This window comes from Bacillus cereus ATCC 14579 (assembly GCF_000007825.1).
Taxonomy (GTDB): Bacteria; Bacillota; Bacilli; order Bacillales; family Bacillaceae_G; genus Bacillus_A; species Bacillus_A cereus.
In genome coordinates, this window is sequence record NC_004722.1 from 488,777 (window position 1) to 510,000 (window position 21,224).

Below are 21,224 nucleotides of genomic sequence, written 5' to 3' on the forward strand. Positions count from 1 at the left end.
AAAAAATGTTCCTCGACTATGTTAAAATAATAGAGAGGTGAGAGTATGGCTGTCATTACAAAAATAGAAGTACAAAAACGATCGAAAGAACGATTTAATATTTATATTGATAAAGGTCAAGGCGAAGAGTACGGATTTAGTGTGGATCAAGTAATCTTAATAAAACATGGATTACAAAAGGGCTTAGAAATTGATGAAATCGAGTTAGGGAATATTTTGTACAATGAAGAAGTACAAAAAGCATATTTACAAGCAATCTCCTATTTATCCTATCAAATGAGAACAAAACAAGAAATAGAAGATTTTTTACGAAAAAAAGAAGTGGGACAGGCCATCATCTCTGAAGTCGTTTCGAAATTATTACATGACCGATATATTAATGATAAAGAGTATGCTGTTTTATATACGCGAACGCAAAGTAATGTGAATCGAAAAGGTCCAACTGTTATTAAAAGAGAGTTATTAAATAAAGGTGTTCAGGATTTAATTATTACACATAGTTTACAAGAATATCCGAAGGAAAAGCAAATTGAGAATGCCTTGTTTCTCATAGAGAAGAAGAAAAAATCTTATCAAAAACATTCTTTTTTACAAATGAAACTAAAGTTAGATGAGATGCTTGTTCGAAAAGGATATTCTAGAGAAGTAATTCAAATTTGTTTGGAAGAATTGAAAGACGAAAAAGATGACGAAAAGCAACAAGAAGCGTTACACTATCATGGGAATAAATATTATGAGAAATATAAGAAGCATGATGGATGGACATTTGAAAACAAGATGAAACAAGCGTTATATCGAAAAGGATTCTCTATTGATGAAATCGAGATATTTTTGCAAATGAAACGCGAAGAGGAATGAGGAGAATAAGATGAATATGCCAAAACGCTACAGTGAAATGACACCGCATGAGCTAAGGGAAGAAATTGGCGCTTTGAAGGAGCAAGCAGTAAAAGCTGAGCAACTTGGGATTGTCAATGAATTTGATGTATTAATGAGAAAAATGGCAATGGCTCGTGCTTATATGACGGATATAAACAAGTTCCATATTGGTGAAACATATGAATTAGTAGAAGAACCTGGTGTATTATTTAAAATTACGTATTTCAATGGGGTATTTGCTTGGGGATATAAGCAAAATGATAATGAAGAGATTGGCATACCAATTTCCTTATTGCAAGAAAAATAAAAACCAGAGAGCACATATCTCTCTGGTTTTCATCTTTGGTAGGCGTTAAAGGAGATAGGAGATTCTAAAATTGGCGTTTTTTACATTCATTTGCCAATATAATGAGAGACTGGGTTTGTTGCGTCTGTCCGTTAACTTGCGCTTTCGCATGTTTTGGACGAGTCCACGTATGGTTAAATAATTCAGAACGACTATCTAAGCGATCACGGTAGCTCATCTTTATCACCTCGTGTAGGAAGTTAATTTAATTTGTACTACTCTTCCTGCTGATTTGCAGCACGCATACGTTCTTGTGGGTGCGTGTTAATTGTGCCGTTAGGTCGTTTCGAAGCGAAGCGTGATTTCGCTTTCGGTTGACCGTCGATTTTGCTGTTGTTTTTTGACTCAGACCAAAATTCGGCTTGTTTACCCATTGCGAACGCCCTCCTCATTATCGGTTGATACCTTTTTAAGAAGTATCAATTATAGAATGTGCAAAATTGAAGAAACTATCCTTTAGAAATGAAGGGATAAATAGGTAAAAGGAGATTATAATATGAATGATATTTATGAAACATTAACGAAAGAATTATTAGACAAGAATGACAAGCTTTCTTACGCACAAGCTCGTGCGTGGGTTGAGTTACTATGGGAAGATTTTCAAACAACTTATGCAAAATCAGGTCGTTATCAAGGCGATGAAATGACGGAACAAGTGGTACGATCATGGATTAATAATCATGGTGTACGCCTTCATGAAATGCGGACAAATAATCCGAAGTATAGTCATTTAATTAATCAAGAAGATCATTTGAAACATTAAAAAAAGCGACTTAAGTCGCTTTTTTTAATGTGGAAGTAATTCCAGTTTTTTTCGAAGCTTTTCTTCACTAAAGATCCATCCTGTATAGGAATTAATAATATTTAAATTGTGGTCGAGCTGAACGATTGCAACAAATGGATAATAATCTTTACTTCGATATCGTAAATCAATGAATCGTACTTCATAATAATGGTCATGATCAAAAATATCCCAGCGATATACAGGAGAGAAAGATAGGAAGGCTGAGATGTTTTCATCTTGTTTAGCTGCTCGCATAATATTGTTGTCTGGGAACGGTACCCGATCGAACTTGTCATATATCATGATGTTACCACGGTGCCATCTCGCAACGTAGTAATAATCAGCCGTAACGACTGCTAAATGGTAATGATAAAATCGGTAAGAAGGAGAAATGATAATCTTTTCGACATTTTTGAAACGTTTGTGTACAACGCTTCTTATATTTCTGTGCATCATAATCCGTCCGATATAGTAAACAATCATTAATATATATGCCGCTAAAGCTGTATATCCCTTATGAGAACCGACGAGCATGCAAGCAATTGCAAGTATATGGATAAAGAAAATTACGGTATCGAATGTATTAATTATGCCAAGTGCGACCCATTTTTTTGTGAAAGGTCGTAATGCTTGTGTACCATAGGCGTTGAAAATATCTACAAAGACGTGAAGAAAGACGGCAATAAATGACCAAAGTAGTAGATGAAGATATGGAGCTTCTGAAAAGAAGGCGAAAGAGATGCCACTTATAAGGAATGACCAAAGAATTACCGCTGGAATAGAATGAGTAATCCCACGATGATTTCTTATATATTTAGCGTTATTACGCAATTTTAGAACTGTGTCAATGTCAGGAATGTTGGAACCAGCAATTGTAGCAAGCATAACAGCTTGGGGGCCAATATCACTTTGTGCTATGGCTGGATCTAATGTTGCTAAGCTACCTAAAGTGATACCCATAACAAGGTGAGTGGCTGTGTCCATAGAAATCCACCTCCGTTTTTTATTAATGTAACTCTTTTTATTCGATACCTCAAGTCCTTTGCCTTCTATTTCCTATGTCATCTTACTTAAATTTTTTCCTAAAATCTTTATAATAGTACTTATATGCAAAAAAATGAGGGGGATCAAGTTTGACACTTGAAATACTAAACAATTTTAATATAGAGCAGTTTCAAAATGATTTAATTGGTTGGTTTGAAGAAGAACAGCGTGACTTACCGTGGAGAAAGAATAAAGATCCATACCGTGTTTGGGTTTCTGAAATTATGTTGCAGCAAACAAGAGTAGAAGCTGTAAAACCATATTACGCAAATTTTATGGGGAAGTTTCCTACACTTGAAGCGTTAGCGAACGCAGATGATGAAGAAGTATTAAAAGCATGGGAAGGTTTAGGATATTATTCTAGAGCACGTAATTTACATGCGGCAGTAAAAGAGGTAAAAGAAGTATACGGCGGGGTTGTACCAAGTGATGTAAAGAAAATTGAAAAGTTAAAAGGAGTAGGACCATATACAAAAGGTGCTATTTTAAGTATCGCATATGGTATACCAGAGCCGGCAGTTGATGGAAATGTTATGCGTGTATTATCTCGTATTTTATCAGTATGGGATGATATTGCAAAACCAAAGACTCGAAAAGTTTTTGAAGAGATTGTGCGTGAAATTATTTCAGTAGAAAACCCATCTTATTTTAATCAAGGATTGATGGAATTAGGTGCATTGATTTGTATTCCTAAAAATCCATCGTGCTTACTTTGTCCTGTGCGTGAGCATTGCAGAGGATATGCTGAAGGTGTTCAAAAAGAATTACCAGTAAAAAGTAAAGCGAAAGCTCCTAAAATGGTACCTATTGTTGCAGGCGTACTTCAAACTGAAGACGGTCGTTACGTTATTAATAAACGTCCAAGTACAGGTTTGTTAGCTAACATGTGGGAGTTTCCTAATGCTGAACTTGGAGAAGGTATTCGAAATCAGAAGGAACAGCTTATAGATTATATGAAAGAAAAATTTGAGCTCGAGGTTTCTATTGATGAATACGCAATGAATGTACAACATACGTTTACACATCGTACTTGGGATATATTTGTATTTTACGGAAAAGTAACCGGTAATATTGTTGATACAGATACATTAAAATTTGTATCGAAAGAGGTATTTGAGCAATTACCTTTCTCAAAATCACACCGTACTATTTATGAAAATTGTGTGGAGAAAATTACAATGCAATAAATAAAAAAGTGTTCCCAATCTAGGGAACACTTTTTTAATCGTAAGAAATTTTTGTCCCATGAGTCCAACTAGCTTCACCTTCTTGTAAGCCGCCTCTTGATTCAATTTCTACTACAATTTCTTTGTAAATACTCTGCCCTTCTACATTTAAATAAGGCAGAACCTGTTGTAGTGAGTGATGAAAATAAGCTAATTCATCTTCTTTCCATTCATTTTTTGAAATCATCGTTAGTTCAGTCATATCGCGTCCTATATACATATTTCCACCTCCATTTCTTATAGTTTGAATAAGTAACAAAAGATATATGCGGAAATTATTCAAAAGAAAATTACGGATAGCTTCTAAGTGAATTGGTTACATTATTGATTGTGGAGGTGAGAAAGATGAGTAAAAAACAACAAGGTTATAACAAGGCAACTTCTGGTGCTAGCATTCAAAGTACAAATGCTAGTTATGGTACAGAATTTGCTACTGAAACAAATGTACAAGCAGTAAAACAAGCAAACGCACAATCAGAAGCAAAGAAAGCACAAGCTTCTGGTGCACAAAGTGCAAACGCTAGTTATGGTACAGAATTTGCAACTGAAACAGACGTGCATGCTGTGAAAAAACAAAATGCTAAGTCAGCTGCAAAACAATCACAATCTTCTAGCTCAAATCAGTAATGAAAGAAAAACACTTCTCTAATTCGGGAGAAGTGTTTTCTTTTTGCGTGGATCGTTGTAATGAAAAGAAAGTGAACGACATAACTTCTAATAAGTCAACAAATGTAGTCAAAGGAGAAGGAAGTTAACAATTAGAATTATGTAATTAGGAATAATAACTGATGAATAAGTCCAAAAGGGGGTAAGTAATGAACGATTTTGATAAGTTGGTAGGGGAGCAATTAGAAACGATGGATGAATTGTTAAAGTTACAAGCACATCTAGAGAAGTATCAACAAATTGAAATGAATGAAAAAGATACGTGCGATAAAAAAGAACTGCATTTTATCCGCCAGGAAATATATAGAACAGAAGTAGCGTTGAAGATGTTACATGAGAAATTTGAAGAGCAAACGAATAGTGTAATTCAATCTTTTGCAACTGAAAAAATGATTTCAAATTTAGGATAAGATATATTGTTATCTTTAGGTGAAAAGTCCTTCTTTGTATGGAAATAGAGAAGGGCTTTTTCTATTACATGTCCTCGCTTATAAATAATACAGTACAATCCTTTTATCTCCTAAGAAGCGGTGGGGCATAGTATTCAACGATAAACCTCCTACATATTCAGTTTGAAAAATAGAGTCTTATCCCTTTAGTTTTAAAATTTCGACAAAAAAGTTATAATAGAAAAAAAGTGAATGCCGTTCAAAGGGCATTTGCAGTTGAAAGAAGGGAGCATATATGGGATTTCCCAAAGAAGGAGAAAAAGTACAAATACATAGTTATAAACATAATGGCTCCATTCATAGAATGTGGGAAGAAACAACAATTTTAAAAGGGACACAGAGTCTTGTAATCGGAGCGAATGATCGTACAGTAGTTACAGAATCGGATGGCCGAACATGGATTACTCGTGAACCAGCAATTTGCTATTTTCATGCCAACTATTGGTTTAATGTGATTGGGATGCTTAGGGAAGATGGCGTATATTATTATTGTAATTTAAGCTCACCTTTTGCGTATGATCCTGAAGCATTAAAGTATATTGATTATGATTTAGATATTAAAGTATATCCAGATATGACATATACGCTTCTAGATGAAGATGAGTATGAAAAACATAGTGAAATTATGCAGTATCCACCTGTTATTGATACAATTTTAAAACGAAATGTAGCACATTTAACACAGTGGATTCATCAAAGAAAAGGTCCATTTGCACCAGATTTCGTAGATATGTGGTATGAACGATATTTAATGTACAGAAATTAAAACAAACCTGCAGGGGGCTTCCCGGCAGGTTTGTCCTATTAGAGGGGGGATTATGTGCAAGGCATAAAAAGATATTTACAATTTGTTAAACCATATCGGTGGCTTATTGCTATTACAATTATTATTGGACTAGTTAAGTTCGGTATCCCACTTATTATGCCGTGGTTATTAAAGTATATTATCGATGATGTAATTCAAGGCGCTGGCTCACTTCAAGATAAAACATCTCAATTAATAACAGCGATTGGAATTGCTTTCTTTATTTTTGCGGTATTAAGACCACCGATTGAATATTATCGTCAATATTTCGCCCAACGTATCGCAAATACAATACTGTATGATTTGCGGAAGCATATTTTCGGTCACTTACAAAAGTTAAGTTTACGTTATTACTCCAATACAAAAACAGGGGAGATTATTTCGCGTGTCATCCATGATGTAGAACAAACGAAAGATTTTGTAATTACTGGTTTGATGAACGTCTGGTTAGATACTGCAACAATTGCTATTGCTATCATTGTTATGTTTTCTATGAATATAAAATTAACATTTGTTGCGTTATTGATTTTACCTATTTATGTAATTGCAGTGAAATATTTTTTCGGGCGTCTTCGGAAATTGACGAAAGAGCGTTCACAAGCGTTAGCGACGATGCAAGGGTATTTGCATGAACGTATTCAAGGAATGCAAGTGACACGTAGCTTTGCGTTAGAAGAGTATGAGGGGAAGCAGTTTGAAAAAAGAAATAATGAATTTTTAACGAAAGCATTAACCCATACAAGTTGGACGGCAAGAACATTTTCGGCAGTAAATACGTTAACCGATTTAGGTCCGTTACTTGTGATTGGTTTTGCAGCATATGAAGTAATTCAAGGACAGTTAACGCTAGGAACGATGGTAGCTTTTGTTGGATATATGGATAGTTTATATAGTCCGCTTCGCCGCCTTGTTAATTCATCTACAACATTAACACAATCTTTTGCATCGATGGACCGTGTGTTTGAACTGTTAGATGAAAAATACGATATTGTTAATGTGCCAAATGCGGTACAAACGAAAAAATTAAATGGAGAAATTGTATTTGACAATGTTTCTTTTCGTTATAATGTAGATGAAAAAGAGATATTACACAACTTGTCATTAACTATGCAGCCTGGAGAGAAAGTAGCGCTTGTAGGAGCAAGTGGGGGAGGAAAGTCATCTCTTGCTAGTTTGATCCCGCGTTTCTATGATGTTTCTGAAGGCACGGTTTATGTAGATGGCATAGATGTAAGAAAGTATAATATGAGAAATTTGCGTAGTCATATTGGAATTGTACTGCAAGATAATTTATTGTTTAGCGATACAATTGGAGCTAATATTTTATATGGAAATCCGAAGGCTACAGAGAAAGAGGTTATTGCAGCTGCTAAAGCTGCGCAAATTCATGATTTTATTATAGACTTACCAGATGGTTATAATACTGTCGTTGGAGAACGTGGTGTGAAGCTATCGGGCGGGCAAAGACAACGCGTGGCAATTGCACGAGTGTTTCTAAAGAATCCTTCGGTACTTATATTAGATGAAGCAACTTCAGCATTAGATTTAGAAAATGAAAGGTATATTCAAGAGGCGCTTCAGACGTTAGCTGCTGACCGGACAACGATTATAATTGCACATCGATTAGCGACGATTACGCATGTTGATACGATTATTTACATTGAAGACGGTGAGATTAAAGAGACTGGTTCTCATGAAGAGTTAATGCAAAAAGAGGATTTTATTACAATTTATATCAACTTCAACATATAACAGAAACAGCTCCTTTAGCATAAAAGGAGCTGTTTTTTTATTCGTCTTCTTTTTTATCATCGATTTGGAGTTCTTTTTCTGGTTTATGGTATGTGTAGAAGCTATCTACAAGCAAATCTAAATGCTCTACTTCTTCACTATAGTTAATGATGGAAGAAATAAGAGGGAAGAGATGTAACCATGTTTTATATGCTTCTTCATCGTCTTTATTTTGATATTCCATAAAGATATCAATTAATTCTTGTTTACCTGTTTCAACTTCATCAAGCATTTCGACTGATTGTTGTTTTTTTGCTTTACCAATAAATTTTAATAAAACTTGTTCATGATAATGCGTTAATGAGTCAAGTTCGTTTTGGATAGATTCCTGAAATTCTTCCGGCATATAGCGCAGTTCATTTTCAGTACGGTGTAATGATTTTAACGTACTTAAAGCACGGCTTGTTGTCGCTAACATTTGTCTGAATAAAACGAGCTTACGAATTTTTGCGAACTTTACTTTTTTCGTGTAGCTTCTTTCTTCTTTATACAGCAAATAGTAATGGTTTAGTTTGATCATTTTTTCTTTCATACGATCAATATCAGTTTTTAGCGTTGTAAAATCAGAAGCCTGCCTGCTATTCATTCGAATCCATTTTACAATTTCTTCTGTATTATCAACGATACGATGATAAAGTTTTGTTTCATATTTTGGCGGCATAAATACTAAATTTACAAGTGAAGCCGCAATAATACCAATCATAATCGTCGCAAATCGAAGTAAGGCAAAACTAAAGAAATCTTCGCCTTGATACTCCATAATGGCGATAACTGTTACTAAAGCAATTGATATTGTGTTTTCTAATCGTAATTGTAATGTAAGAGCAATTACTAATATACATGTTAATCCAATAATAAAAGGATTATGTCCAAAAGCAGTAGCAAATGCGATAGCAAATATCGCACCAATTACATTTGCTTGAATTTGTTCAAGTGCTGTTAAATAAGAACGGTATACAGACGGTTGAACAGCAAAGATAGCTGAAATTCCCGCAAATACCGGACTCGGTAATTGAAGTAAAATACAAGCAAATAAAGCTAACGTGATGGCAATACCCGTTTTTAAAATGCGAGCACCAAGTTTCATACCCTTAATAAGATCCTTTCTCTTGTCATAATGAATGTACAACATGATACTATACATTCATTACAATATGTTAGCAAGTGATATTTTAGTGACGTTAAAAGAAATTAGTGTTCATTTTATCCCGCTAATTGTGAGTAGTAAGATTCGCGCCTCAAAATTCAGAAGCTGGATGCCGGTAAACGTCCGATTGGAGTAGGCTAATTAAAGTTTCACTTTATAATTTTTCCTAATTCCTTTTAAACATCAGTTTTTAGTAAAAAAACCTGCTGAATTTCAGCAGGTCTCAAATTGTTACTATAGATTACTATGAGAAGCGTACTTCGTCAATTTTTTCTTAATAATGAAAATTACTCATTTTACTCTGTTGAGATAGATGGATCTGCCTGTTCTTTTTTCGGGATAATCTCAAAAAACTTGTTCTGTATATCATCTAATAATGGTGTTAACAAAGCAACTTCCTCATATTGCTCGTGCTCGTTTAGTACACGAATATAGTCTAGCAATAATTCAGTTACATCTTTCAAACCATTTTTACTAATTGGTTGTAATGTAACATTTGCGCCTTTTGCGATTCTTCTTTTTAAGGCCTGTTCTGTTAAGCCTAAGTTTGAATCACGACGCAAATAAACAACACCGCCAGTCATGCCAGCGCAAATCCATGGACCAGGGTCACCTAAAACAAGCGCTCGCCCGTTTGTCATATATTCAAAAGCAAAACCTTTAATATTGGAGTATGCACCTATATTTCCTTGCTCTTTTTCACGGAGTGGTTTTGTTATTCTACCTCCAATTATCATGTCTGCCCCAGAAAGGCGAATGCCAGCGCGAGCATCAGCGTTCCCTTGTACGTATAGTGCCCCTTTTTGTGCACCATATCCAAATCCTTTTCCGACAGAACCGTTATAATATACTCCGTCTTTTCCTTTTGATTTCGTTATATAAATCCCACCACCAAAGGAAGTTTTACCAATGCCATCTTGTGCGCCGCCATTTACGTGTATAAATAAATTTTCACTATTGTAAGCACCTAACCCATTTCCGGGAATAGAACCATTCGTATACTTTAATGTAAGTGGTTCAAGTTGAGTAGCTTCATATAGTTTACTGCGAACGCGATAACATGATTCTAGACCACCCATAACGCGTTGCTCTACACCAACGCCTACCAATTCTTTTGAGTCAGCGGAATGAACTGTCTTAAATTGTTTTTCCGATACGCCTTCTGTTGTTGTAACAGATGGATGTTCTATTATTTGTAGTAAATTACGTAAGTTTAATAAATTTTCGCCTCGAACTTGCTCTAATAAATCAGAACGCCCAACAATTGCTTGTAAATTTGTATAACCAAGCTGTCCTGTTAATCGTTTTAGTTCTACACCGAAAGAGGTGAATAAATTTAGCAGGCCAGCAACTGCGCTTTCTAATTCGCGTGGGACGAAGCGGCGTAACCCGTGTTCTTTTGCTTGTGCTTCAGACTCGATTTGTGTCGCAATTCCAACATGGCAAGTATCTAGATGGCACCCACGGCAAGTAGTACAGCCGATTGCAATCATTGATAGTGTGCCAAATCCAATACGGTTTGCTCCGAGGAGCATGATTTTCAAGGCATCATTTACACTTCGAATACCACCATCTGCCCAAATCTCTACTTTATGTCTCATGCTTGCTTCTAATAAAGCGTTGTGAGCGGCTTTAACACCAATTTCTACAGGGAGACCTACATGCTGCAATGCGTGAATACGTGCAGCGCCTGTTCCGCCATCGAATCCGCTAATGTTAATAAAATCAGCGCCAGCTTTGGCGATACCGACAGCAATTGTTCCGATATTAGGAACAACAGGGACTTTCACGGCTACTTTGGCAAGTTGATTAGCTGTTTTAATTTCTGTAATCATTTGAGCTAAATCTTCAATTGAATAAATATCATGGTTATTAGAAGGCGAAATTAAATCTGAGCCGATTGTCGCATTACGTGCTTCAGCGATTTTGGCTGTCACTTTTGAACCAGGTAAATGCCCACCTTCCCCAGGCTTTGCGCCTTGACCGATTTTGATTTCAATTAAGTTTGATGAGTTTAGTAGTTCGGCATTTACTCCAAATCGCCCAGATGCTACTTGTTGTCCACGTGTATGTGGATATTTTCCAATCATATCTTTAATTTCGCCGCCTTCACCGTTCAAGCTAATCATATTTAGCTGATCGGCTGCTTCTGCATATGCGCGAAAGGCAATTTCGTTTTGAGAACCAAATGACATAGAACTAATAATAAATGGTAAATTATGATTTTTGATGCCGATAGATACTTCTTCAGTTGGAACGACATGTTTTGTTTGTTTCGTTTGAACAAGGTGTCTGATTGCGATTGGATTATTCTCTTCTAGTTCACTTAACTTGTCACGGTAATCATCATAAGAATTTCCTTTTGCAACATCGCCGATGGCTTTCCAAATTCGCGGGAATATATGAAATGATTTTCGCATTCTAATTTTAGGATTGTTATAATCCTCTGCTCGTATTTTTGCATCTTCAACAAGTGATTCAAGTGAAAAGGCTAAATCATTTGAACCGAAGAAATTTGTAATCTGTAATATATTTGCGATTTCTTCATGTAATCCAATAGATGAATAGAGACGTCCGTAACCACGTAACTCATGAATTCCAATTGTTGAAATGACTTTTTCTAATCCTTTATTAAGTGCAGTATATAGATTCGTAATTGGTGTTTTTGTTCCATCATTTACAGTCGCGAATAATAAATATGGATTAATACCATCTGCTCCTAATCCATATAGCGTGACAATGTCATGTAAGGAGCGAAGAGCACCAGAACGTATAACGAGAGAACAATTGCGGCGTAATTTATTTTCACTTAATGCTTGATGTACTTTAGCGGTAACTAAATGTGGATCAATCCACAATCGTTCATTTAGATGGGCTTTTGCGTCATCTAATACTAGTAGGGAAGCGCCATTGTTAACAGCAGCTATCGCTTCAGAACTAATGCGGCTTAATGCGCATTGCAGAGTTTCTGACGAGCTGAATGTAGCAGAGATTGTGGCGATAGAGTTATGAGTCTTAAATAGCTCTATGAGTTGTTCGTACGTAATTGTGTGTAATTCCTCTGCAATAGGTTGTGCCACGCTGCCTTCTAAAATAATTGGTGAAAGCATTTCAACTACAAATGGCCGTTTTGCGCCGCTTAATAAACTTGGACGCTCTCCAAGTACAGTACGTGTAGAGAAGTGTTCAATTTCACGGTCACGGTCAATTGCAGGGTTTGTAACAACAGCTACACTTTCTTTAATAAAGTCAGCGATATTTCGTCTATCAGTATCGAGTGCGGCAAGTGGTGAGTCATGCCCAAGTGAGCGTATTGGCTCAACGCCTTTTGTTGCCATCTGTTCAAGAAGTTGAATATGTTCTCGGTCCCATCCGAAAGCGACGTATTCTTTCGTTTCAACTTGAACAGAATCACATAGCCCTTGGATTTTTTTCGTTTCAGGGATAGATAAATTTAAATGGTAATTGGTAGTATCAATTCGCTTTTTAAAACGGTTATATACTTGGATTTGATATTTGTCATATTCATAAAGAACAAGTTCATCTTGTTCATTCCATTTTAATCCGACTTTTTCTCCAGGAGCGAGTGGTTTTGGTTCTGCTACATATTTAGTTGGTGATACAACTCCAGGTTCAGAAGAGAAAATATAAGAGCTCTCTGTCTCTACTTTCCATACTGGGCGTAATCCAAGGGAATCAACGCTGAAAACAGCTTCATCTTTAAAACGGGAAATGATGCCAGCTGGTCCTTGTGCAAAATGTCCCCATGCTTCACGTATATACGTATATAAATCTTGTAAAGGTGTTTCATAAAGTTTAATTTCATTAATAATTGGTGGGAATAGAATTTCCATTGCTTCAAATAAGCTGTAGCCGTATTGAACAAGTAGGGTTTCTAAGGTGCGGTTTAAATCTTGAGAGTCACTGCCTCCTGCAGTAAGTGGTACATCAATCATTTCAGCTTGATCGCGTAATTTCGCAATTGTGTTAATTTCACCATTATGTCCGAGAATGCTAAATGGTTGTACACGAAAAAAATTAGATAATGTATTAGTAGAGTAGCGGTTATGTCCTAATGTCATAGTTGAAGCGATAAGCGGATGTTGTAAATCATTATAGTAGGCAACAAGCGTATCACCAGCACCTAGAACTTTATATACAACATGATCATGACTTAATGAAGCAACATGAATTGCTTCGTTTTCCTCTATTTTTATTGTGACAGAAAATAATGTTTGCTCAATATTTATAATTTCGTTTTCTGCGATAAGGGCAACTTGCCAAAATAAAGGTTCTTCTTGTTTACCAAGTGGACCGAGCGCATCTGAGTTTGTTGCATCGTCACTTTCGAAAATAATAGTAAAGTTTTTGTTGTTTAATTGCGTACGAATATAATCTTTTAAGGCAGTAATGTTTTCTTTTTTATTTAGAAAAAAATGTCCAACGATAAAGTGGGGATGATCCACAATCGTTGGATTATATCCGCTACTTTTTAGTTTTTCATTCCAAAGTGTTTTTGGTATATCAATGTGAATGCCGATGCCATCGCCCTCGCCATTAATGAAACCAGCTCTATGATTCATTTTGACGAGTGATTGTATGCAAAGGTCAATGTTTTCTTTTGTAGCAATTTTTCGTTTCTCCATAACGGAAACGATTCCACACGCATCATGTTCTGCATTTCTATAATCTCGAAATAAAGACGGTGTCCATGTATTTTTTTTATTGAGCATCCGTCAATCCCCCCTCTTGTAAAAGTTAGAATAATCTTACTATTTAAGGCGCAAATCACCTTGTACACAGAGATAGTAATGCTGTAAAAGAATATAAAACAGATAATTATGAATAATTATACTATTAATACGTAATTTATGAAATAGAAAAAAGGAAAAAAGAAAGGTGAGCTTTCTTTTTTCCTTTTAATGACGGGATTATTTATTGTCTGCTAGGGCAGCAAATGCTCTGCCGACAGCTTCGATTGTATATTCAATATCTTCTTTTGTATGTTCTGTAGTTAAGAACCATGCCTCGTATTTAGAAGGTGCTAAGTTAACTCCTTCTTGAAGCATAAGCTTGAAGAATTTACCGAACATTTCACCGTCTGTATCTTGTGCGGCATCGTAATCTTCAATTGTATTAGTTGTGAAGTATACAGTTAAAGCCCCTTTTAGACGATTTAATGTAATGTCGATATTATGTTTCGCTGCTTGCTCTAAAATTCCTTTTTCAAGCATTGCACCAAGTTCATCTAATTTCTCATAAAGCCCTTCTTGTTGAAGTACTTCTAGACAAGCGATACCTGATGCCATAGAAGCAGGGTTTCCTGCCATTGTACCAGCTTGGTATGCAGGTCCAAGCGGAGCAACTTGTTCCATAATTTCTTTCTTACCACCGTAAGCACCGATTGGTAAGCCACCGCCAATAACTTTACCAAGCGCTGTTAAGTCAGGTGTAACACCAAGTAAGTCTTGAGCACCGCCGTACATAAAGCGGAAAGCAGTAATAACTTCATCATAAATTACTAGTGCGCCAGCTTCGTGAACAAGTTCATTCACTTTTTCAAGGAATCCAGGTTTAGGCTCTACAATACCGAAGTTTCCAACGATCGGTTCTACAAGGATAGCTGCTACTTCATGACCCCATTTATCTAAAGCTTCTTTTAAAGTTTCTACATTGTTAAATGGAACGGTAATAACTTCTTGTGCAATACTTTGTGGTACGCCAGCTGAGTCAGGAGTTCCTAAAGTAGAAGGGCCAGATCCAGCTGCCACAAGTACTAAATCAGAATGACCGTGGTAACAACCAGCAAATTTCATGATTTTTGTGCGACCTGTATAAGCACGAGCAACACGAATCGTTGTCATCACTGCTTCTGTACCAGAGTTTACGAAACGGACTTTATCTAATGCAGGCATTGCTTCTTTTAACATTTTTGCGAATTTTACCTCTAGCGCTGTTGGTGTTCCATAAAGTACCCCATTTTCAGCAGCTGTTGTAATTGCTTTTGTTATATGCGGATGAGCATGTCCAGTAATAATAGGACCGTATGCTGCTAAATAATCGATATATTTATTTCCGTCTACATCCCAGAAATAAGCGCCTTTCCCACGTTCCATAGCAACAGGAGCGCCGCCGCCAACTGCTTTAAAAGAACGAGAAGGACTGTTAACACCGCCAACGATATGCTCTAAAGCTTCTTTATGTAATGCTTCTGACTTTGTGAAATTCACTACAATTCATCTCCTTACAAAAATCTATGTATTATTCTAACATGTTTTTCGAAAAGACGTATTGTTTGTGATAGCGAAGGCAGTTGGGTAAACTATTCGTTGTGACATTTAGGAGGGGGGTCCGATTATGAAATCGGTAATTGAGGTACAAGGGTTACGTAAAGAGTTTACAGCCTATTCAAGTCGTCCGGGCTTAAAGGGTGCATTTCGCGATTTATTAAATCGTAATTATAAAATAGTACCAGCAGTAAATGATGTATCTTTTACTGTAAAGCAAGGTGAAATGGTTGGTTATATCGGTGAGAACGGTGCTGGTAAATCAACAACAATTAAAATGCTTACGGGGATTTTAACTCCGACATCAGGGCAAATCACAGTAAATGGAATGAACCCACATAATCAAAGAGAAGAATTTGTAAGAACAATTGGTGTTGTTTTTGGACAGCGTTCGCAACTTTGGTGGGATATTGCAGTACAAGAATCGTTTCGTTTATTAAAGAAAGTGTATGGTGTATCAGACGCTCAGTATAAGGAGCATATGGAGCACGTAATTGAAACGTTAGATATAGGGCCCTTATTAGATAAACCAGTTCGAAAATTATCTCTTGGTCAAAGGATGCGTTGTGAATTAGCGGCAGCCTTAATTCATAATCCACCGTTATTATTTTTAGATGAGCCAACAATTGGGTTAGATGTACTTGTGAAATTGAAAATACGTGAATTTTTAAAAGAAATGAATGAACGTTATAAAACAACAATTTTATTAACAACACACGATATTACTGATATTGAAGCTTTATGTGAGCGCGTTATCATGCTGGATGAAGGAAATATTATGTATGACGGTTCTTTAAATAATCTTCGTACGCAGTGGGGAGCGGAGAAGGAAATTCACTTTCAGTTTGTTGCACCAGTTTCCTATCAGGCTTTATCAATGGTTATGCCAGATAATCATGTCGTTTGGTCGAAAGCAAAAGAGGAAAATGCATGGGTTGCAAAAATTCCGAATGAAGAAGTTATTATTTCAATGCTTATTTCTAAAGTAGTACAAGCCTTTCAAATTAAAGATTTAAAAATTAACGAAGTGTCTACAGAGGAAATTATTCGTAACATTTATGAAGAGGGTATTACGCATGGGTAAGTATATTGAAATGATTCGAATTCGCTTTTTAATGATGCTTGCGTATCGTACAAATTACTATAGCGGGATTTTAATTTATACGATTAATATCGGTGCTTACTATTTTTTATGGCAAGCAATTTATAGCGGAAAAGAGAATATTGAAAGTTTATCTATTTCGCAAATGACCACGTATATCGCAATCGCGTGGATGGCACGTGCCTTCTATTTTAATAATATAGATAGGGAAATTGCGATGGAGATTCAAGAAGGACGTGTGGCTGTAGAATTAATTCGTCCGTATAACTATTTGGGAATGAAAGTTATGCAAGGTCTTGGCGAGGGAATATTCCGTTTTGCCTTCTTTTCCATTCCAGGCATGGTTATCGTTACGTTATTATTTTCGTTGCAAATTACAACAAATTTTCAAACTTGGTTATATTTCTTCTTATCTTTAATATTTAGTTTTATTATTAATACACAAATTAATTTAATGACGGGAATGCTTACGTTTTTCCTATTTAATAATAGTGGGATTATGTATGCAAAACGCGTTGTTATTGATTTATTTTCAGGTCTATTATTACCAATTAGTTTTTATCCGCTATGGGCCCAAAAAGCAATGATGTTTTTACCGTTTCAGGCTATTAGTTATATTCCAAGTATGATTTTTTCTGAAGGTATACAGGGGAGTAAGTTGTATGAGGCTTTAGTATTTCAAGTGATTTGGGCGATTGTACTTATTATTCCAATTGTACTCATGTGGAGAACGGCGAGAAAACGTCTAATTGTACAAGGGGGATGATGAGATGCTATATATAAACTTATTTTTACAATATGCAAGTCAATATATAAAAACAAAATTGGAGTATCGAGGCGATTTTATCGTTGGTTTACTTTCTGATTTATCGCTTCAAGCAGTTAATTTAATATTTATTCTCGTTGTATTTGGGCATACACAAGCATTGAAGGGATGGAGTCGAGAAGAAGTAATCTTTATTTATGGTTTCTTTTTAGTACCATTTGCCATCTTTTCAGCTTTCTTTAATATATGGGATTTTAATGATCGATACATTATTAAAGGGGAGATGGATCGTGTATTAACGCGGCCGATCCATAGCCTATTTCAAATTATATTAGAAAGAATGGAACTTGAATCTTTAATTGGAGCTATTACAGGGATTGTTGTAATGGGATATGCAGCTGTGGAGTTACAATTATCTTTTTACTGGTATGATTTCTTCTTATTTATATTGATGGTAGGAGGAGGAGCACTTGTATATGGAGGGATATTTGTTACGCTGGCGAGCCTTGGTTTTTGGTCGGATGCGAAAAGTTCAATTATGCCTCTTATGTATAACATAGGTAATTACGGGCGCTATCCTGTTAATATTTATAATCGTGTAATTCGTTTCATTTTAACGTTTGTTTTACCGTTTGCGTTTGTTGGAGTATATCCAGCGGCATACTTTTTAAGAAAAACAGAATGGAATAGTTATGCATTTGCGACGCCAATTGTTGGTGTTATCTGTTTTACGATTGCAATCACCCTCTGGAACCAAGGGGTAAAAAGGTATCGTGGCGCGGGTAATTAATTATAGAAGCTTGTTCGTTTCTAAGGGATAAATCAGTTCTCCACCTCATACATATAAAATGAGGTGGAGGACATGTTATGGGGATTTATTCTATTAATTGCAGCAATCGCTATTTTGAAAAGTGTCCAATTATTATGGAGTTCCTATTCGGATTCAACGCGTTTTTTTTCGCTCTATAATTTGGCCACATTATTTTTAATCTATACAACAGTACTAATCGCATTTGGATTAAGTTACGTTGTATTAGAGGAAATGGGTTTCGCAGTTTTGAAAGAGGACGGAGAAAGTTTGAACGCTCATTCTTTTCAACTCGTCGAAGTTTGTTTATATTTTAGCGCAGTTACTCTATTGTCTGTTGGATATGGTGACATATCTCCGATTGGAATTGGGCGATGGATTGCAATCGCAGAAGCGCTAATTGGATATACACTCCCTTTTGCTTTTGTGATGAGGTCTGTAATAGACAATGAAAAATAAGGAAGCATTTGTTATAGTAAAGGAAAAGAGTAGGAGTGATAACTATGATTACAGTAGGAGAAATGGCACCAGAATTCACATTAGAGGGAAGTAACGGAGAAGAAGTTCGCCTAGCTGATTTCCGCGGTAAAAATGTAGTTCTCTATTTTTATCCGAAAGATATGACGCCAGGATGTACAACTGAAGCATGTGATTTTCGTGATGCGTATGGAGTATTTCAAGAGAAGGATACGGTTATTCTTGGAGTAAGTCCTGATTCAGCGAATAGACATTTGAAATTCATTGAGAAACATGAATTGCCATTTACACTTTTAGTAGATGAAGATCATAAAGTAGCAGAGTTATACGATGTTTGGAAGTTAAAAAAGAACTTTGGGAAAGAGTATATGGGAATCGAGCGTTCTACATTCCTTATTAATAAAGACGGTGAACTTGTAAAAGAGTGGCGTAAAGTGAAAGTGAAAGGACATATTGAGGATGTTCTTTCTTATATAAAATAAATCTACATTGGAGATAAAATATGCAGAAACAAGGCAAGTGTCTATACATATTTTACTGCCTTACATAAAGTGGAAGTGTAGGGCATACCTCCTCAGATGATAGTATTCCAAGTGCGATTATGTCGCACTTTTTTCTATGGAATATATGAAGAAAAAAGGGAAAGATACATAAAAACAAGTCCTGAATATAAAAATAAACTACATACTTATAGTAGAAATATTGACGATTTATAAGAAAAGGAGTACACTCTTTATAAGAATTATAAAATAATAATCCGTATAGAATCGGGGTGCATGACGGTGGTCAAAGAAGAATTAAAAGAAGCGCTAGAAATGCTGAAAAATACGGGTGTACGCATTACTCCACAGCGTCATGCTATTTTAGAGTACCTTGTGGAATCAATGACGCACCCAACAGCGGATGATATTTATAAAGCATTAGAAGGTAAGTTTCCAAATATGAGTGTTGCAACTGTCTATAATAACTTACGTGTGTTTAAAGAGGTTGGACTTGTAAAGGAATTAACTTATGGAGACGCTTCAAGTAGATTTGATTATGTTACAAGTCAACATTATCATGTGATTTGCGAAAAATGTGGTAAGATTGTTGATTTTCCTTATGGAGGCTTGGAAAAGCTGGAAGAGGAAGCTGCGAAAACGACAGGCTTCGTTATCAATAGTCATCGCTTAGAAATTTATGGCGTTTGTCCAGAGTGTCATAAGGCGTAATATATAATAAAGAAAGAGGCTGACGGCTATACGTCAGCCTCTTTCTTTATTATATAAGGATTAGCGTGAGGTTAATCGGGATTTACAGTGCTAAGTTAGTAAGAAGGGTTAGATAAAAGTTTGTCGAATTTACTTTGTATTGGTGGAAATGAATTCTTGGAGGGGACATTTTGAAGAAATATGAGATTAAAAATAACATTCCAACATTGGAAGAATATAAATATTTATGTGATTCTGTGGGATGGACTAACTATATGAACTTTGAGGTGGCGGAAATATCACTTCAAAATTCGATTTACTGTATAACAGTCAAGGATAATAATCAAATCATCGGCATGGGGAGAATTGTTGGTGATGGGGCTATCTATTTCTATATTCAAGATATAGTGGTTCATCCAGATTATCAAAAGAATGGTATTGGAAAGAAAATAATGAATACTTTAGTAGAATACTTAAATGGGAATACTCCAGATAAAGCATTCATTGGTTTGTTTGCGTCGCAAGGTAAAACATCATTCTACGAAAAATATGATTTTAAAGATTATTCGCCTAATATGACAGGGATGTTTACTGTTATTTCGAAAAAATAGGTGTAATAAATTTAATAAAACAATTAAAAAGTTGATTTTTTAAGAAATCAACTTTTTAATGAGTTGAAACGTTTGTAGTGTTGCAAATTCGTATTTCCCTTGATACTTATGATTTATAACTCTTCTTATTATACTTTTCATCAAATTCTTTTCCTTCTAGATCTCGATCTAGTGTTAAAGGTTGATTGCAGTGCATACATGCATCGACACGGCCGAGCATTTTGGTTGGCTTATCACAGCTTGGACAAATAATTTGGATAGTCTTAGTAGATAACATACCAATCCAAAAGTAAACGACAGTGCTAGCGATAACAGCTAAAAAGCCAACCATCATAAACGTTGTCATAATAATAATGTTTTCGCGGAAAAAGACACCTAAGTATGCAATGAAGAGGCCGATAAATACTAAACTTAATGCAAAGGTCCGGATTTTATTGATTTTGTTTGAATACTTAATGCTCATTCTCACCACGCTCCTATACTAATAATATAACATAAAATTTAGAATTTTCACTCTCGTGTAAATTGATAAAGAGGTAAGATATGAAATGAATAGGAGGAAAGCCAAGAATGAATGGATGCTATAATGATTTTTACAGCGGTTTTTAAGTTTTTAACGGGATGTGAAATTTTTTTATAAAAAGTATTGACCCTGTATATACTGCATGATATATTAATAACCGTCGCTGATGCGGAAACGCAGAAAACGACAAAAAAGAAATTAAAAAACTTAGTTGACATTGAAAAATGAAGATGTTAACATAAGGAAGTCGCAAATGAGCGACTAAGTAGTTCTTTGAAAACTGAACGAAACAAACAACGTGAAACGTCAATTTTTATTTTAGA

22 protein-coding genes and 1 pseudogene are annotated in these 21,224 nt (G+C 35.6%); 15 read left to right on the forward strand and 8 right to left on the reverse strand.

The features are described from left to right. The first annotated feature begins 45 nt into the window (after positions 1 to 45). Positions 46 to 858 (forward strand): recombination regulator RecX, encoded by an 813-nt coding sequence (gene recX, locus BC_RS02510; RefSeq protein WP_000268502.1) that lies wholly within the window; start codon positions 46 to 48, stop codon positions 856 to 858. Positions 859 to 868: 10 nt separating this feature from the next. After that, positions 869 to 1,186, forward strand: coding sequence for a YfhH family protein (locus tag BC_RS02515; protein WP_001057020.1), 318 nt, complete (start codon positions 869 to 871; stop codon positions 1,184 to 1,186). Between the two features lie 64 nt (positions 1,187 to 1,250). Here the strand turns inward: BC_RS02515 and BC_RS02520 are convergent, their stop codons facing one another. Both BC_RS02520 and BC_RS02525 read right to left on the reverse strand, forming a co-directional pair. Continuing rightward, the gene (locus BC_RS02520; RefSeq protein WP_000122093.1) at positions 1,251 to 1,403 is read right to left on the reverse strand and encodes a YpzG family protein; all 153 of its coding nucleotides are present in this window, start codon (positions 1,401 to 1,403) and stop codon (positions 1,251 to 1,253) included. Between the two features lie 37 nt (positions 1,404 to 1,440). Then, complete coding sequence (locus BC_RS02525) at positions 1,441 to 1,599, reverse strand: small, acid-soluble spore protein K (protein ID WP_000517891.1); 159 nt, start codon at positions 1,597 to 1,599, stop codon at positions 1,441 to 1,443. 122 nt (positions 1,600 to 1,721) lie between these two features. Between BC_RS02525 and BC_RS02530 the strand changes: the two genes are divergently transcribed. Further along, entirely contained in the window at positions 1,722 to 1,988 is a 267-nt protein-coding gene (locus tag BC_RS02530) for a YfhJ family protein (protein ID WP_000998166.1), read from the forward strand. Positions 1,989 to 2,012: 24 nt separating this feature from the next. Here the strand turns inward: BC_RS02530 and BC_RS02535 are convergent, their stop codons facing one another. Beyond that, positions 2,013 to 2,993 carry a metal-dependent hydrolase gene (locus BC_RS02535; protein WP_000379111.1) on the reverse strand — a complete coding sequence of 327 codons (981 nt, stop codon included), beginning with the start codon at positions 2,991 to 2,993 and terminating at the stop codon, positions 2,013 to 2,015. Positions 2,994 to 3,142: 149 nt separating this feature from the next. Between BC_RS02535 and mutY the strand changes: the two genes are divergently transcribed. Further along, entirely contained in the window at positions 3,143 to 4,240 is a 1,098-nt protein-coding gene (gene mutY / locus BC_RS02540) for an A/G-specific adenine glycosylase (RefSeq protein ID WP_000171397.1), read from the forward strand. A 34-nt stretch (positions 4,241 to 4,274) separates the two neighbouring features. On the opposite strand, the gene BC_RS02545 is transcribed toward mutY, so the two are convergent. Beyond that, entirely contained in the window at positions 4,275 to 4,499 is a 225-nt protein-coding gene (locus BC_RS02545) for a hypothetical protein (RefSeq protein WP_000275436.1), read from the reverse strand. Between the two features lie 125 nt (positions 4,500 to 4,624). Here BC_RS02545 and BC_RS02550 point away from each other — a divergent pair, with 125 nt between their 5' ends. The 4 genes and pseudogenes from BC_RS02550 to BC_RS02565 all read left to right on the forward strand — a co-directional run bounded on the left by BC_RS02550 (position 4,625) and on the right by BC_RS02565 (position 7,974). Next, positions 4,625 to 4,906 carry a gamma-type small acid-soluble spore protein gene (locus BC_RS02550; protein WP_000039035.1) on the forward strand — a complete coding sequence of 94 codons (282 nt, stop codon included), beginning with the start codon at positions 4,625 to 4,627 and terminating at the stop codon, positions 4,904 to 4,906. Positions 4,907 to 5,094: 188 nt separating this feature from the next. After that, entirely contained in the window at positions 5,095 to 5,355 is a 261-nt protein-coding gene (locus BC_RS02555; RefSeq protein ID WP_000997575.1) for a YgaB family protein, read from the forward strand. A gap of 274 nt (positions 5,356 to 5,629) precedes the next feature. Continuing rightward, the gene (gene ntdP, locus BC_RS02560; protein ID WP_000506622.1) at positions 5,630 to 6,160 is read left to right on the forward strand and encodes a nucleoside tri-diphosphate phosphatase; all 531 of its coding nucleotides are present in this window, start codon (positions 5,630 to 5,632) and stop codon (positions 6,158 to 6,160) included. A gap of 54 nt (positions 6,161 to 6,214) precedes the next feature. Next, a pseudogene (locus tag BC_RS02565) lies at positions 6,215 to 7,974 on the forward strand (ABC transporter ATP-binding protein). 14 nt (positions 7,975 to 7,988) lie between these two features. On the opposite strand, the gene BC_RS02570 reads toward BC_RS02565, so the two are convergent. The 3 genes from BC_RS02570 to hemL form a co-directional block, all read right to left on the reverse strand. Further along, positions 7,989 to 9,077, reverse strand: coding sequence for an aromatic acid exporter family protein (locus BC_RS02570; protein WP_000765787.1), 1,089 nt, complete (start codon positions 9,075 to 9,077; stop codon positions 7,989 to 7,991). A 356-nt stretch (positions 9,078 to 9,433) separates the two neighbouring features. Continuing rightward, positions 9,434 to 13,870: a glutamate synthase-related protein gene (locus BC_RS02575; protein ID WP_000932762.1), complete on the reverse strand. Its 4,437-nt coding sequence runs from the start codon at positions 13,868 to 13,870 to the stop codon at positions 9,434 to 9,436. Positions 13,871 to 14,068: 198 nt separating this feature from the next. Beyond that, entirely contained in the window at positions 14,069 to 15,367 is a 1,299-nt protein-coding gene (hemL, locus tag BC_RS02580) for a glutamate-1-semialdehyde-2,1-aminomutase (protein WP_001011863.1), read from the reverse strand. A 127-nt stretch (positions 15,368 to 15,494) separates the two neighbouring features. Between hemL and BC_RS02585 the strand changes: the two genes are divergently transcribed. The 7 genes from BC_RS02585 (at position 15,495) to BC_RS02615 (ending at position 20,378) form a co-directional block, all read left to right on the forward strand. After that, positions 15,495 to 16,508 carry an ABC transporter ATP-binding protein gene (locus tag BC_RS02585; protein WP_000843667.1) on the forward strand — a complete coding sequence of 338 codons (1,014 nt, stop codon included), beginning with the start codon at positions 15,495 to 15,497 and terminating at the stop codon, positions 16,506 to 16,508. After that, entirely contained in the window at positions 16,501 to 17,292 is a 792-nt protein-coding gene (locus BC_RS02590) for an ABC transporter permease (protein ID WP_000521519.1), read from the forward strand. Before BC_RS02585 ends, BC_RS02590 begins: the two co-directional genes overlap by 8 nt. Positions 17,293 to 17,296: 4 nt before the next feature. Then, positions 17,297 to 18,082 carry an ABC transporter permease gene (locus BC_RS02595; protein ID WP_000965773.1) on the forward strand — a complete coding sequence of 262 codons (786 nt, stop codon included), beginning with the start codon at positions 17,297 to 17,299 and terminating at the stop codon, positions 18,080 to 18,082. 72 nt (positions 18,083 to 18,154) lie between these two features. Continuing rightward, a complete protein-coding gene (locus tag BC_RS02600; RefSeq protein WP_000964343.1) occupies positions 18,155 to 18,559 on the forward strand; it encodes a potassium channel family protein in 405 nt (134 codons plus the stop codon). Between the two features lie 44 nt (positions 18,560 to 18,603). Beyond that, positions 18,604 to 19,059, forward strand: a complete 456-nt coding sequence (gene bcp, locus BC_RS02605; protein WP_000633710.1) for a thioredoxin-dependent thiol peroxidase — start codon at positions 18,604 to 18,606, stop codon at positions 19,057 to 19,059. 300 nt (positions 19,060 to 19,359) lie between these two features. Continuing rightward, on the forward strand, positions 19,360 to 19,788 hold the full coding sequence (gene perR / locus BC_RS02610) for a peroxide-responsive transcriptional repressor PerR (RefSeq protein WP_000237829.1): 429 nt from the start codon (positions 19,360 to 19,362) through the stop codon (positions 19,786 to 19,788). Positions 19,789 to 19,958: 170 nt separating this feature from the next. Continuing rightward, a complete protein-coding gene (locus BC_RS02615) occupies positions 19,959 to 20,378 on the forward strand; it encodes a GNAT family N-acetyltransferase (RefSeq protein ID WP_000759735.1) in 420 nt (139 codons plus the stop codon). A 106-nt stretch (positions 20,379 to 20,484) separates the two neighbouring features. Here the strand turns inward: BC_RS02615 and BC_RS02620 are convergent, their stop codons facing one another. Then, the gene (locus BC_RS02620) at positions 20,485 to 20,841 is read right to left on the reverse strand and encodes a YgzB family protein (RefSeq protein ID WP_000025058.1); all 357 of its coding nucleotides are present in this window, start codon (positions 20,839 to 20,841) and stop codon (positions 20,485 to 20,487) included. Positions 20,842 to 21,224 lie beyond the last annotated feature (383 nt).